Below are 13770 nucleotides of genomic sequence, written 5' to 3'. Positions count from 1 at the left end.
TGCCCGCCGCGCGACGCCCGGCGGACGGCCCGCCCCATGGCGTCGCGGCGGGGGACGGCCCGCTCCTGCGGGCAGCGCGCAGGGCGATCGCGTTTACATCCCGTTGTCACCGGGTTGACGGTGGGTTGACCTCGGCTGCCCAGACTGGCGTCAACACAGACGTCGAAGGAGAACCGACATGGCACCGGTGATCGAGGTCCACGACCTCGTCAAGCAGTACAAGAAGGCCACGAGACCCGCCGTGGACGGGGTGAGCTTCACGGTCGCGGAGGGCGAGTTCTTCGCATTCCTCGGCCCGAACGGGGCTGGCAAGACGACCACGATCTCGATCCTCACCACAACACTCTCGCTGACCTCGGGCAGCGTCCGGATCGCCGGCTACGACATCGAGCGGGAGGACCGCCAGGTGCGCGAGCACATCGGCGTCATCGCGCAGCGTCCGAGCCTGGACACCTCGCTCACCGCGGAGGAGAACATCCGGATCCACGCCTGCCTCTACGGGCTGTACGGCTATCGGCCGGCCTTCCGGATGATGCCGGCGGAGTACCGCGAACGCGTCCAGGAATTGGCCGACGTCGTCGGCATGCGCGAGTCGCTGTTCACGAAGGTCGGCAAGCTCTCCGGCGGGATGGCCCGCAAGTTCGAGGTGGTCCGCTCGCTGATGCACACTCCGCACGTCCTGTTCCTCGACGAGCCCACCCAGGGTCTGGACGCGGTCGCGCGCCACGACCTGTGGGACTACCTGGACCGGGTGCGCCGGGAATGGGGCACGACCGTCTTCCTCACCACGCACTACATCGACGAGGCCGAGTCCGCCGACACGGTCTGCCTGATCAACCGCGGCCGGATCGCCCTGTGCTGCCCGCCGGAGCAGATGAAGCGCAGCCTCGGCGCCGACACCCTCGAGGACGCGTACGTCGACTTCCTGCGCCGCGACGGCGCCGACCACCTCGACGCCCTCGACCTGGAACGGGGGACGGCGGCATGAGTGTCTCCATGGCAGCGGGCTCGGTCCGCCCGGCGACCTCGCGCGCGGCGCGGGAACTGAACGCCGTCGTGGCCGTCGCCGCCCGCGACATCACCATCACCCTGAAGAGCCCGGCCACCCTGGTGATGAGCCTGGTCATGCCGCTGCTGATGATGGGCATGATCGGCGGCAACCTGATGCAGAACATGGCCAGCGGTCTCGACTTCGACTTCGGCACCTTCATGCTGGTCGGGATGCTGGTCAACATGCTGTTCATGATGACCACGATGGGCATGGTCACGCTGGTCGACGACAGTGACGACAACTACTCCGCCGAACTGCTGGTCTCGCCGGTGTCGCGGTACTCGATCGTGATCGGCAAGATCGTCGGGTCGTCGTTCATGGCGATCGTGTCGTGCCTGGGCGTCCTGGTCGTCGGACTGGTGATGGGCATCACGCTGACCGGGTGGCAGCTGCTGGCGCTGCTCGTGCTGGCGCCGCTGATGTGCCTGTCGGGCGGCGCGCTCGCGATGATCGTGATGGGCGTGATCAAGAGCAACAAGGTCGCCAACATGGCGGTGATGATGATCACGATGCCGCAGATGTTCCTGTCCGGCGTGATCATCCCGATCGCCAACTCCAGCGGCGTCCTGTTCGTGCTGAGCCGGATCCTGCCGATGACCTACTGTGTCGACCTGGGCCGGGCGGTCGTCTACGCGGGCAGCCCCGACTTCGGCTCGGTGGTCCTGTTCAACCCGATGGTCAGCCTGATCGCGATCATCGTCCTGACTGTGCTCTGCCTGGTCGTGGGGACCTTCCTCTACGCCCGCTCGGAGAAGAATCGCTGAACCCGCACGGCACGAGGAGCCGTCCCCTCGAGCCCCCTACGCGGGAACCGTCCCCTCGTGCCGGCTGACCGGGCGGACGGTTCTCTCGTGCCGGCTACGGGAGACGGTCGTGCCGGTCGCGGGAGGACCGTCCCCGTGTCCGGGCAGGAGTTCGCGGCGGGTTCACCGGGTCTTCACCGGGACGAGCTAGCCTTGGCGCCAGTATGAAGAACAGTGAACTGGCGGCCTGGAGGCCGCGAGTGGTGGCACTGGACATCGACGGGACGCTCGTCGATCACGAGGGAGTGCTACCCACCGAAGTACGCCGATCGGTTCGGCGAGTCACGGCGGCCGGGATTCCGGTCGTCCTCACGACGGGGCGCAGCTGGCATGCCACGCGTCCGGTCTTCGAACAGCTGGGGCTCCCTGCGGGGCCCGCTGTGTCCTCCAACGGCGCGGTGACGGTCGCGTTCCCGCCCTTCGAACTGCGCAACGTCATCACCTTCAATCCCGCCGACGTGATCGAGCGGGTCCTGCGCGAGCATCCCACCGCCGCGATCGCCGCGGAGGTGGTCGGCGAGGGCTACCGGGTCACCCGGCAGTTCCCGGACGGCGACCTCACCGGCACGATCGAGACGGTCACCGTCGACGACCTCGCCGGCAGCGACGTCTCCCGGATCATCGTGCGGGACCCCGAGTCCTCCGACACCGAGTTCATCGAGCTCGCCGGACGCCTCGGCCTGCACGGGGTGAGCTACTCGGTCGGCTGGAGCGCGTGGCTCGACATCGCCCCGGCCGGGGTGAACAAGGCCACCGCGCTGGCCGAGGTGGTGGCCGACCTCGGCCTCACCGCGGCCGACGTGCTGGCCATCGGTGACGGCCGCAACGACATCGAGATGCTCACCTGGGCCGGACGCGGGGTCGCCGTCGGTGACGCCTGCACCGAGGTGCGGGCGGCCGCCGACCACGTCACCGGTTGTTTCGCCGAGCGCGGCACCGCGCAGGAGCTCGACCGCTGGTTCGGCGGACGGCGCGCGCGCCGGCGCGTCCCCGAGCCCAGCCGGCTCGCGTCCTGAGCCGCGGCCCGGCTCCCGCACGCTCCGGGACCTGGTCACCCGGGAGTTGCTGAGCAGCGCTGCTGCGGGCGACGACGTGCGGCCGGTGTGGAGGGACACCGACGTCTGTGCTCGACGCGGACCGGCCCGCTCCCCGATCTGTCGCGGACGCGCGGCGGCTCGGCACCGTGCGGGTCCTGACCCGCCGGCGGGGGGATTACCCTGAATCGGTACAACGAGCGAGGGGGCCGATGTGGTGCAGCCGTACCTGCGTGAGCCGGAGTTCATCACGCAGCTGAAGGACGGCACGGTCAAGCAGCTGAACCCGTTCAGCGGCACGGAGGTGTGGACGGTGGCCGGGCGCGGCAACCGCCCGCTGGGTGTCGCGCTGCCCGATCCGGTGCCGCTCGACCCCGCCCAGCACGGGAGGCACTGCGCGTTCTGCGAGCGCCGCTACCTGGACACCCCGCCCGAGAAGTCCCGGGTCGTCAGGCACGACGACGGCACCTGGGAGACCCGGTACCGCACCTCGGCGGACCAGCTGGAGGCGACCGTGGCGGAGTTCCGTCGGGTCCCGAACCTCTTCGAGATCCTCTCCTACGACTACTGGCACCTCAACTACGGCTACGAGCTGCCGTCGAGGGTGCGCGAGCGGAAGTCGGCCTACCTGGCCTCGGACGCGGGCCGGGAGCACGTGCTGGCGGTGGTCCGCGCCAAGCTGAAGGCGGGTGGACGCAGCGACGCGGTCATCGACGCGATGGGTGTCGAAGGCCAGCTGGAGGCGGCGTCGGGGTTCTTCGGCGGCGGGCACGACGTGATCGTGGCGCGCCGGCACTTCGTGGACGGCGCCACCGACAACACCCAGTTGGCGTCCTCCGGCACGCTGACGCCTCCCGAGCACGAGCAGTTCATGGCCTTCACCGTGGAGTCGACCGCCGCGTTGTTCGACCTGAACCGGTACGCCCGCTACGTGGCGGTGTTCCAGAACTGGCTGCGTCCGGCCGGGGCGTCGTTCGACCACCTGCACAAGCAGCTGGTGGCGATCGACGAGCGCGGTACCCAGCACGAGCAGGCGATGGAGCGGCTGCGCGCCAACGCGAACATCTACAACGAGTACGGGGTCAACTACGCCGCGTACAAGAACCTGGTGATCGCGGAGAACGACCACGCGATCGCTTTCGCGGGTTTCGGTCACCGCTACCCGACGATCGAGATCTACTCCAAGTCGGAGGCGCCCGACCCGTGGAACCACACGCCGCAGGAGTTGCGCGCCGTCTCGGACATGGTGCACGCCATGCACGCGGCGTCCGGGGTGGCGGTGCCGTGCAACGAGGAGTGGCACTACCGGCCGGTCGACTCCGACCTGCCGATGCCGTGGCGGGTGATGCTGAAGTGGCGAGTGTCGACCGTCGCCGGCTTCGAGGGGGCGACGAAGATCTACCTCAACACGATCGACCCCTACGCGTTGCGGGACCGGATCGTGCCGCAGCTGTACGCCCTGCGCGACCAGGGGCGCATCGCCGACATGCAGATCGCCACCGAGGCGCCCTGCCGTCCGAACTCGCTGCGCTATCGGGCCAACCGCGGGTAGCCGATCCGCCGCCCGCGGCTTCGCGGCACCGCGAGGCAGGCGCGTCCCCTCGGGCGCTCCGGTCTGCGGTGCCCGCCCGGCGTCCGCGGACTGGTCGGGACGGGCGGGTCGGGCTAGCGTCGGAGCCATGATCCACGGCTACACCCTCAACGACGGACACACCCTTCCCGCGATCGGCTTCGGCACCTTCCCGCTCGGCGGCGAGAGCGGGGTGGCGGCGATCGTGAGCGCGCTCACCCAGGGCTACCGGCTGATCGACTCCGCGGTGAACTACGAGAACGAGGGCGCGGTCGGCGAGGCGATCCGGCGCTCCGGCATCCCGCGGGAGGAGGTGCTGGTCACCTCCAAGCTCCCCGGACGCCACCACGCCTACGCCGAGGCGAAGACCTGCGTGCATGAGTCGCTGTACCGGATGCAGCTCGACCACATCGACCTCTACCTGATCCACTGGCCGAACCCGGCCGTGGGCGCCTACGTGGAGGCGTGGCAGGCCCTCGTCGACCTGCAGCGGGAGGGGCTCCTGCGCTCGATCGGCGTGAGCAACTTCCTGCCCGAGCACCTCGACCGGATCATCGCCGAGACCGGTGTGACCCCCGCGGTGAACCAGATCGAGTTGCACCCGTACTTCCCGCAGGAGCTCCAGTGCAGGGTGGACGCGGAGCGCGGCATCCTCACCGAGGCGTGGAGCCCGCTCGGCCGGGCCGGTGAGGTCATGCACGACCCGGTGGTCACGGGCATCGCGCACGCCCACGGCCGCACGCCCGTCCAGGTGGTGCTCCGCTGGCATGTCGAGCGGGGCACTCTCCCGCTGCCCAAGGCCGCGTCGGCGAGCCGCCAGCTGGAGAACCTCTCGGTGTTCGACTTCGCGCTGACCGAGGCGGAGGTCGCCGCGATCACCGCGCTCGGGCGTCCTGACGGTCGGCTCTTCGACGCCGACCCCGCCGTCCACGAGGAGTTCTGACCCGCCCCCAACCAACCCCCAGCCAGAACCGTCCCCTTTCCGGTTCGGGGGACGGTTCTTTTCCCGTTCGCGGGTCTGTCCCCTCTTCCGTTCTGGGGACGGTTCCTTTCCCGTGCGCAGGTCTGTCCCCTCTTCCGTTCTGGGGACGGTTCCTTTCCCATTCACCGCTGTCGGTGGCGACGGTTAGGGTGACCGGGTGCCTGTGATCGAAGCGCGAGAGCTCACCAAGACCTTCGGCGAACTGCGCGCGGTGGACGCGATCTCCTTCGAGGTGGCCCCGGGGGAGTCGTTCGGGCTGCTCGGGCCCAACGGCGCCGGCAAGTCCACCACCATGCGCATGATCGGCGGCACCAGCCTGCGCACGTCGGGGACGCTGCTGGTCAACGGGCTCGACCCCGAGGTGAACGGTCCCGAGGTCCGCGCGGGTCTCGGCGTCGTCCCGCAGACCGACAACCTCGACAACGAACTGAGGGCGCGCGACAACCTGATCATGTACGGGCGCTACTTCGGCCTGCCGTACGACTACCTGCGTCCCAAGGCGGACGAACTGCTCTCCTTCGCCCAACTCACCGACAAGGCGAAGGAGAAGGTCGACAACCTGTCCGGCGGCATGAAGCGGCGGCTCACCATCGCCAGGGCGCTCGTCAACGAGCCGCGCATCCTGCTGCTCGACGAACCCACCACCGGACTCGACCCGCAGGCCCGGCACATCCTGTGGGACCGGCTGTTCCGGCTGAAGGAACAGGGGGTCACGCTGATCGTCACCACCCACTTCATGGACGAGGCCGAACAGCTCTGCGACCGCCTGATCGTGATGGATCACGGCCGGATCGTCGCCGAGGGCAGCCCGTCCGAGCTGATCCGCCGCTACTCGACGCGCGAAGTGGTGGAGCTCCGATTCGGATCCGACCGCAACGCCGCCCTGGTGGAGCGGCTGGCGGGCTTCGCCGAGCGGCTCGAGCCGCTGCCCGACCGCGTCCTGCTCTACACACCCGACGGGGAGGCGGCCCTGGAGGCCGTGCGTCGGGCAGGGCTGGTCCCGGTCACGTCGCTGGTGCGGCGCTCGTCCCTGGAGGACGTGTTCCTCCGGCTGACCGGACGGAGCCTCGTTGACTGATCCTGTGGGTTCTTCTGCCACCCCTCCTCAGGGCCCCGCCCTTCCCGGCCGCGGGCGACCGGGACCGGTGTCGTCGGGGTTCGTCGACACCAATGCGCTGGCCTACTCGGGCCGCGCGCCCCGTCCCGACCGCCAGGCCGCCCGCACCCGCAGGTGGGGGTGGTGGTACCAGGCCGAGTGGCGACTGGCCGGGATGAAGGCGTACTGGTCGTCGGCGCTCGGCTACGCCGTGCTCACGCCGATCCTGTACCTGATCGCCATGGGTATCGGGCTGGGCACCCTGGTGGACGCCGGGTCGGGCGGCGTCGAGGGCGTGCCCTACCTCACCTTCGTCGCTCCGGGGCTGCTGGTGAGCAGCGTCGTGATGGCCGCGGCGGGCGAGACCACCTTCCCGGTGGTCGACGGGTTCAAGTGGGGCAAGCTCTACTACGCGCGCAGCGCGACCGCCGCGTCCGCAGCCCAGGTCGCCCTGGGCGAGATCGTGGCGATCGCGCTCAAGTTCGCGGGGATCTCGCTGATCTTCTGGCTCGTGCTGCTGGTCGCCGGTGTGGTCGGTGCGGGCTCGTGGCCGATCGTCGTGGTCGCCGTGCTGGCCGGGCTGTCCTTCGGCACCCCCCTGATGGCCTACGCCGCCACCATCGAGAACGAGGGCTACCAGTTCGCGATGGTGCAGCGGTTCATCATCAACCCGATGTTCCTCTTCGCGGGCACCTTCTTCCCGCTCGAGTCGATGCCGGTCTTCCTGCGCTGGATCGGCTGGATCTCGCCGATGTGGCACGGCACCCAGCTCGCGCGGCTGCTCGCCTTCGGCCTCGCCGTCCCGTGGGGGATGGTTCTGGTGCACCTCGCCTTCCTGCTCGTCCTCGCCGGCGGCGGCGCGGTCCTCGCGGTGCGCAACTTCACCAGGCGGTTGGCCCGGTGAGCGCCGCACCCGAAGAGGGCCTCCGGCGCCGGCGTCCGGTGTCGGCCTGGGTCGCGTCCAACTCCTCCGGCAACACCGGCGCGGTGATCGAGCGCGGCTTCGCCGTGATCCGCTCGCAGAACTGGCTCGTGATGGTCTCCGGCTTCTTCGAGCCGGTGTTCTACCTGCTCGCCATGGGGTACGGGCTGGGCGGGCTGATCGGGACGGTGGCAGGGCCGGACGGACGCCCGATCGCCTACGCGGCCTACATCGCGCCGGCGCTGCTGGCCACGTCCGCGATGAACGGGGCGATCTACGACTCGACCTGGAACGTGTTCTTCAAGCTGAAGTTCGCCAAGCTCTACCAGGGCATGCTCGCCACCTCCCTCGGGCCTCTCGACGTGGCGGCGGGCGAGATCTTCATGGCCCTGTTCCGTGGCTTCCTGTACGCGCTGGGGTTCACGATCGTGATCGCGGTGATGGGGCTGGCGACCTCATGGTGGGCGCTGGCGATGATCCCGGTGGCGCTGCTGATCGCGCTGGGCTTCGCTGCCCTCGGCATGGCCCTGACCAGCTACTTCGAGACCTTCCAGCAGATGGACTGGATCAACATCGCGCTGCTGCCGATGTTCATGTTCTCCTCCACCCTGTTCCCGATCACCGTGTTCCCCGAACCCGTGCAGTGGTTCGTGATGGTGATGCCGCTGTGGCACGGCGTCGAGCTGATGCGTCAGCTGTCGGTGGGCCATTTCGAGGCGTCGACCGCCGTGCACCTCGGATACTTTCTGGTGATGTCGTTGCTCGGAATCGGCTTCACCACGAGAAGGCTTCGCGCGCTGTTCCTCCGGTGACGCAGACTGTGGTCGCAGGACCACGAGCAAGGAGACCGGGATGATCGCGATCGTCGCCGCGCTGCCCGACGAGCTCGCCGCGATCAGGACGGCGGCTGCGCTGGAGGCGCCACTGAGCACCCGCCGCGTCGCGGGCCGCGACTTCCACACCGGCCGGTTGTGCGGACGCGACGTCGTGCTCGCCCTCTCCGGCGTCGGCAAGGTCGCGGCCGCGTCGACCGCCACGCTGCTGGCCCAGCAGGCCTCTGCCGTGATCATGGTCGGCACGGCAGGCGGGCTCGGGGCGTCCGTCGGGCCCGGGGATGTCGTGGTGGCGTCCGAACTGCTGCAGCACGATCTCGACGCGCGCCCGCTGTGGGAACGCTGGGTGGTGCCGTCCCTGGAACTCGCCCGAATCCCGGCCGACCGGGCGCTCACGGCCGCGCTCGCCGCGGCGGCAGAGGTGGTGGTGGGACAGCACCGTCCCGACCTCGCCGCGCTTGGCCTGGCCGACCCGCACTGGCACCTCGGCCTGGTCGCGTCCGGCGATGTGTTCGTGGCGACCAGCGAGCTGTCGGACGCGCTGCGCCGTGACCTGCCTGACGTGCTCGCCGTGGAGATGGAGGGCGCGGCGATCGCCCAGGTCTGCCATACGGCCGGGGTCCCGTTCGCGGTCGCCCGTACGATCTCCGACCGCGCCGACGCCGACGCCCTGATCGACTTCCCGAAGTTCCTCAGGGAGGTCGCTGCCCCGTACGCGCGGGATCTCGTCCTGACCGCGCTGCCCTGGTGTCCCTGACCCGCACGACCGAACCGTCCCCTCGTTCCGAAATGAACGGAAATGGGGACAGACCAGCGAACGGGAATGGAACCGTCCCCTCATGCCGGCTGCGCGGGGACGGTTCCTCATGCCGGCTGCGCGGGGACGGTTCCTCGTGCCGGTGCCGGTGCCGGTGCCGACCGGACGGTCAGCCGACCCGGACGGTCAGCGGGCCGGGCTGACCGCGACCTCGACGTCGGCAGCGGCGGTCAGCGTGAAGCCGGTCGCCTGCCCGCGGAGCGTGAGCTCGTAGTCTCCGGCGAATCCGCGGACGGACACCTGGCCGGCGGCGTCGGTGCGCAGACGGGTGGGTGGCAGCCACCACTCGCCCTTGACCAGCTCACGGAGGGCGGCGAAGGACGGTTTGGGTGAGCCGTCGGCCCGGAGCAGCCCGATCGGGGCGCCGAGCCAGGCGCCGGCGTCCGTGATGCCCCAGTACGTGATCGCCTCGACCGATGGCTGGGCGACCAGGCAGCGGTAGTGGCGGACGAGCTCGTCGGCCTGGCGCGCCTCCCCGTCCGGCGTGCTGGGCCAGGAGTCGACGACGTAGTCGTTGAGGTCGACGATGTCCGGCGGCATCAGGTCGCCCGACACCAGCGACGTCTCGGTGAAGTGCAGCGGAAGCCCGTAGCGGGAGAACCGCTCGACGACCTGCAGCACCTGCTCCTCACCGCGGTACCCCTGGTGCATGTGGGTCTGCAGGCCGATCGCGTCGATATCGACTCCCGCCTCGAGCACACCCTCGATGAGGCATTCGTACGCGGTGGACAGGTCGAAGTCGTTGATCAGCAGCAGGGCGGACGGGTCTGCCGCGCGCGCCTCCTCGAACGCCAGCCGGACCGTGGCGATCCGGCCCTTGTGCCGCGCCAGCGGGCTGATCGCGTTCTCCTGGGCGGTGAAGACCGGCATGATCACGACCTCGTTGATCGCGTCCCAGGTGTCGACGTACTCGCGGAAGGCGGTGACCTCGCGGCGGATCCGCTCGCGCTGCAGCCGTTCCACCTCGGCGAGGGGGCGGCCGAGCAGCCAGCGGGGCTGGACGGTGTGCCACATCAGCGGGTGACCCTTCAACCGGACGCCGCGGTCGGCGAACCACGCGGCGGTCGCGAGCAGGCTGCCGGTGCGCGGCGCGCCCTCCTCGGGCTCGAAGGTGCCCCAGTAGAACGGCAGGGTCGCGGTGTTGAACAGCTCCAGCCACCGCTCGGCCAGTTCGGCGTCCCCGTTCGTGCCCCGCCCGTTCGCCAGGTCGACAAGGTCGAACCCGATGTTGCCGAACGTGAACGCGTGCCGCAGCTGGGAGACCTCCACCTCGGTGTCGGGCAGGGGAGCGCCGTCGGCACCGGTCAGGGTCAGGACCGCGGACCCCAGCCGGTGCGCCCACCCGGTCTCGGCGCAGGTTGCCTGTTGCATCGTGCGTGCCTCGTGACGGGGTTCGGGGGCTATGCGGTGCTGGGTCCGGCCCAGAGGTTGATGCCGCCCTCGGTGGCGTAGCGGTCGATCAGGGCGAGCTCCTCTGCCGTGAAGGACAGGTTGGCCACGGCCCCGACGCTGTCCTCCAGCTGCGTCACGCTGGACGCCCCGATCAGGGCGGAGGTCACGCGGTCGTCCCGCAGCACCCACGCGATCGCCAACTGGGCCAGCGTCTGGCCGCGTCCGGACGCCAACTCGTTCAGCGCGCGGATGTGGGTGAGGTTCTGCTCGGTCAGCAGGTCGGGCGACAACGACTTCCCCTGCGCCGCACGAGAGCCCGCCGGGACCCCGTCGAGGTACTTGTCGGTCAGCATCCCCTGCGCGAGCGGGGAGAACGCGATCGCGCCGAGCCCGGTGTCGCCGAGGGCATCGAGCAGATCCTCCTCCACCCAGCGGTTCAGCATCGAGTACGACGGCTGGTGGATCACCAGCGGCGTCCCGAGCTCGCGTGCGATCGCCACCGCCTGGCGCGTCCGCTCACCCGAGTAGGAGGAGATGCCGACGTAGAGCGCCTTCCCCTGCCGGACGGCCGCGTCCAGCGCCTGGATAGTCTCCTCCATCGGCGTGGTCGGGTCGTAGTGGTGGTGGTAGAAGAGGTCGACGTAGTCCAGCCCCATCCGGGCCAGCGACTGGTCGAGGGACGCGAGCAGGTACTTGCGGGAACCGAGGTCGCCGTAGGGGCCTGGCCACATGTCCCAGCCGGCCTTCGTGGAGATCACCAGCTCGTCGCGGTACGGACGGAAGTCCTCGCGGAAGTGGCGTCCGAAGTTCGTCTCGGCCGAGCCGTACGGAGGCCCGTAGTTGTTGGCCAGGTCGAAATGGGTCACGCCCAGTTCGAACGCCCGGCGCAGCGTCGCCCGCTGGGTGCCGAACGGGACGTCGTCGCCGAAGTTGTGCCACAGCCCGAGGGAGACCGCCGGCAGCTTCAGCCCGCTGCGGCCCACACTCCGGTAGGGCATGCGCCCGTCGTAACGGGCCGGATCGGGAACGTAGGTGTCCAGGATGGGCATCGGTGACCTTTCTGTCGCTCCTGCGATCCTACGGCCGCGACGGCGTCAGCACTCGATCACGTTGAGGGCGAGGCCGCCGCGGGCGGTCTCCTTGTACTTCACGCTCATGTCGGCGCCGGTCTGCCGCATGGTCTTCAGTACGGAGTCGAGGCTGACGATGTGCCGCCCGTCGCCGCGCAGTGCCGTGCGGGCGGCGGTCACCGCCTTCACCGCCGCGATCGCGTTGCGTTCGATGCACGGGATCTGGACGAGGCCGCCGACCGGGTCGCAGGTGAGTCCGAGGTTGTGTTCCATGCCGATCTCGGCCGCGTTCTCCACCTGCTCGGGCGTCCCGCCCAGCACGGACGCCATGCCGGCCGCCGCCATCGAGCAGGCCGCGCCGATCTCCCCCTGGCAGCCGACCTCCGCGCCGCTGATGGAGGCCAGCTCCTTGATCACCACGCCGATCGCCCCCGCGGTGAGCAGGAACCGGACGACGCCGGCGTCGCTGCAGCCGTGGACGAAGCTGCGGTAGTACGTCAGCACCGCGGGAACGACACCGGCCGCCCCGTTCGTGGGCGCGGTGACGACCCGTCCACCGGCCGCGTTCTCCTCGTTCACCGCCAGCGCGTACAGCGTGATCCAGTCCATGCCACGCAGGGGGTCGCTGGTGTCGGCCTCGAGCTGGAGGCGGCGCAGCAGTTCCGGCGCCCGGCGACGCACCTTCAGCCCGCCGGGCAGGACGCCCTCGGTGGCCAGGCCGTGCTGGACGCACTCCTGCATCACCCCCCAGACGTGCAGCAGCCCGGCGTCGATCTCCGCGTCCGTGCGCCAGGTGCGTTCGTTCTCGCGCATCAACCGCGCCACCGAGAAGCCGGTCGCCGCGCAGTGGGCGAGCAGTTCCGCGCCGGTCCGGAACGGGAAAGGGAGGACGGTCGCGTCCGGCACGACGCGGTCCGGCCCGGTCTGGGACTCGTCGAGCACGAAGCCGCCACCGACCGAGTAGTACGTGCGCCGGGACAGTTCCGTACCGTCGGCGTCCCCTGCGCTGAACACCATGCCGTTGGCATGCACGGGCAGCGAGCGGCGGCGGTAGAGGACGACATCCTCGTCCGGGTCGAATGCGATCTCGGGGCCGCCGGCCAGCGGGAGCCGGTGGGTGCGGCGGAGGTCGGCCACCAGGGGCCGCACCGACGGCGGGTCGACGGTCTCGGGCGCGTGACCGGCCAACCCGAGAACAACGGCGGGGACGCTGCCGTGGCCCTTGCCGGTCGCGCCCAGCGATCCGTAGAGCTCGACCCGGACCGCCGCGACGCGCGGCAGCAGGCCGTCGGCGGCGAGGGCCGCGACGAAACGTCCGGCCGCCTTCATGGGGCCGACGGTGTGCGAGGAGGACGGGCCGATGCCCACCCGGAAGAGGTCGAAGACGCTGAGCGCCATGCGTCGAGGGTAGTACGGCGGGACGGCCGCACGCTCCCGGCGGGTCGCGGAGACCCGACCGTCCCGGAGCGCCGAGTCAGGGGTGTGGACGACAGCGGTCGGGGTCATCAGGCGGTGGGAGCATGGCGGATGCCGGACGCGCGTTCCGTCCGGTTCCGCTCCAGAGCCCGAGGGAAGCGTGCCGCCAGGATCATCGAGCCACAGCCTGCTCTGGCGTCTCGTCCCGGTGGCGGCCCTGCTCGCGCTCACCCTGGTGCTGCGGGCGCCGGTGACGATCGTGTCCCCGCTGCTGGCGCAGGTGCGCGCCGACCTGGGGCTGGACGCGGCCGCCGCCGGGCTGCTGACCAGCGTCCCGGTGTTCTGCTTCGGTCTGCTGACGCCGGCGGCGTCCCGGCTGCTGCGCGGCACCGGCATCAACCACGGCGCGTTGTACTGCCTGGGCGCCATTCTCGCCGGCTCGATCGTGCGATCGTCCGGCGACGTGACGACGGCCTTCGTCGGCACCGTGCTGCTCGGGATCGGCATGACGATCGGCAACCTCGTCGTCCCGATGCTGATCGGGCGGCAGTTCCGGCATCGCGCCGAACTGCTCAGCAGTGCCTACACGGCCACGGTGAACATCGCGGTCACCGCCACCATGGCCGCGGCCGTTCCGCTGGCTGCGGCCGCCGGTTGGCGGTGGGCGGTCGCGCTGCCCGGCGTGGCGCTGGGAACGCTCGCACTGCTGCTCTGGCTCCTCGTCTACCCGCCCGGCGTGCGGGGTGCCCACCCCGGCGTCCGCCGCAGGGCCGGGCTGCCCGAC

The 13770-nt window shown here is 70.3% G+C and carries 13 protein-coding genes; 10 read left to right on the top strand and 3 right to left on the bottom strand.

Features of this window, described 5'->3' with window-relative positions:
* Positions 1–178 precede the first annotated feature (178 nt).
* From QM633_RS02215 to QM633_RS02175, 9 genes are all read left to right on the top strand, one after another.
* Positions 179–988, top strand: a complete 810-nt coding sequence (locus tag QM633_RS02215; RefSeq protein ID WP_415152089.1) for an ABC transporter ATP-binding protein — start codon at positions 179–181, stop codon at positions 986–988.
* Positions 985–1815, top strand: a complete 831-nt coding sequence (locus tag QM633_RS02210; protein WP_415152088.1) for an ABC transporter permease — start codon at positions 985–987, stop codon at positions 1813–1815. The genes QM633_RS02215 and QM633_RS02210 overlap by 4 nt, the downstream gene beginning before the upstream one ends.
* Before the next feature lie 203 nt (positions 1816–2018).
* Positions 2019–2870: an HAD family hydrolase gene (locus tag QM633_RS02205; protein ID WP_415152087.1), complete on the top strand. Its 852-nt coding sequence runs from the start codon at positions 2019–2021 to the stop codon at positions 2868–2870.
* Between the two features lie 232 nt (positions 2871–3102).
* A complete protein-coding gene (locus QM633_RS02200; RefSeq protein ID WP_415152086.1) occupies positions 3103–4440 on the top strand; it encodes a DUF4921 family protein in 1338 nt (445 codons plus the stop codon).
* Positions 4441–4567: 127 nt separating this feature from the next.
* Positions 4568–5401 (top strand): aldo/keto reductase, encoded by an 834-nt coding sequence (locus tag QM633_RS02195; RefSeq protein WP_415152085.1) that lies wholly within the window; start codon positions 4568–4570, stop codon positions 5399–5401.
* 196 nt (positions 5402–5597) lie between these two features.
* Positions 5598–6518, top strand: coding sequence for an ABC transporter ATP-binding protein (locus QM633_RS02190; protein WP_415152084.1), 921 nt, complete (start codon positions 5598–5600; stop codon positions 6516–6518).
* A gap of 67 nt (positions 6519–6585) precedes the next feature.
* Positions 6586–7440: an ABC transporter permease gene (locus QM633_RS02185; RefSeq protein ID WP_415152083.1), complete on the top strand. Its 855-nt coding sequence runs from the start codon at positions 6586–6588 to the stop codon at positions 7438–7440.
* Complete coding sequence (locus QM633_RS02180) at positions 7437–8270, top strand: ABC transporter permease (RefSeq protein WP_415152082.1); 834 nt, start codon at positions 7437–7439, stop codon at positions 8268–8270. Before QM633_RS02185 ends, QM633_RS02180 begins: the two co-directional genes overlap by 4 nt.
* 40 nt (positions 8271–8310) lie before the next feature.
* Positions 8311–9048: a 5'-methylthioadenosine/adenosylhomocysteine nucleosidase gene (locus QM633_RS02175; RefSeq protein WP_415152081.1), complete on the top strand. Its 738-nt coding sequence runs from the start codon at positions 8311–8313 to the stop codon at positions 9046–9048.
* Between the two features lie 186 nt (positions 9049–9234).
* On the opposite strand, the gene QM633_RS02170 is transcribed toward QM633_RS02175, so the two are convergent.
* The 3 genes from QM633_RS02170 to QM633_RS02160 are packed head-to-tail and all read right to left on the bottom strand — an operon-like array spanning position 9235 to position 12968.
* Positions 9235–10479 (bottom strand): endo-1,4-beta-xylanase, encoded by a 1245-nt coding sequence (locus tag QM633_RS02170; protein WP_415152080.1) that lies wholly within the window; start codon positions 10477–10479, stop codon positions 9235–9237.
* A 29-nt stretch (positions 10480–10508) separates the two neighbouring features.
* Complete coding sequence (gene mgrA / locus QM633_RS02165; protein WP_415152079.1) at positions 10509–11549, bottom strand: L-glyceraldehyde 3-phosphate reductase; 1041 nt, start codon at positions 11547–11549, stop codon at positions 10509–10511.
* 45 nt (positions 11550–11594) lie between these two features.
* Positions 11595–12968 carry an L-serine ammonia-lyase gene (locus QM633_RS02160; RefSeq protein ID WP_415152090.1) on the bottom strand — a complete coding sequence of 458 codons (1374 nt, stop codon included), beginning with the start codon at positions 12966–12968 and terminating at the stop codon, positions 11595–11597.
* Between the two features lie 226 nt (positions 12969–13194).
* Here QM633_RS02160 and QM633_RS02155 point away from each other — a divergent pair.
* Positions 13195–13770 (top strand): MFS transporter (locus tag QM633_RS02155; protein WP_415152078.1); only part of this gene is annotated, 576 nt, incomplete at its 3' end.

This window comes from Propionicimonas sp., assembly GCF_047606205.1.
In the GTDB taxonomy this organism is placed as follows: Bacteria; Actinomycetota; Actinomycetes; order Propionibacteriales; family Propionibacteriaceae; genus Propionicimonas.
Note: the sequence above shows the minus strand (reverse complement) of the source record. Positions and strands in the feature narration are given on the sequence as shown.

What these genes read in the sequence shown, in the direction of transcription:
- QM633_RS02215 (WP_415152089.1), top strand. Translation starts at nt 179, where the DNA reads ATGGCACCGGTGATCGAGGTCCACGACCTCGTCAAGCAGTACAAGAAG.
- mgrA (WP_415152079.1), bottom strand. Translation starts at nt 11,549, where the DNA reads ATGCCCATCCTGGACACCTACGTTCCCGATCCGGCCCGTTACGACGGG.
- QM633_RS02195 (WP_415152085.1), top strand. Translation starts at nt 4,568, where the DNA reads ATGATCCACGGCTACACCCTCAACGACGGACACACCCTTCCCGCGATC.
- QM633_RS02205 (WP_415152087.1), top strand. Translation starts at nt 2,019, where the DNA reads ATGAAGAACAGTGAACTGGCGGCCTGGAGGCCGCGAGTGGTGGCACTG.
- QM633_RS02170 (WP_415152080.1), bottom strand. Translation starts at nt 10,479, where the DNA reads ATGCAACAGGCAACCTGCGCCGAGACCGGGTGGGCGCACCGGCTGGGG.
- QM633_RS02210 (WP_415152088.1), top strand. Translation starts at nt 985, where the DNA reads ATGAGTGTCTCCATGGCAGCGGGCTCGGTCCGCCCGGCGACCTCGCGC.
- QM633_RS02175 (WP_415152081.1), top strand. Translation starts at nt 8,311, where the DNA reads ATGATCGCGATCGTCGCCGCGCTGCCCGACGAGCTCGCCGCGATCAGG.
- QM633_RS02160 (WP_415152090.1), bottom strand. Translation starts at nt 12,968, where the DNA reads ATGGCGCTCAGCGTCTTCGACCTCTTCCGGGTGGGCATCGGCCCGTCC.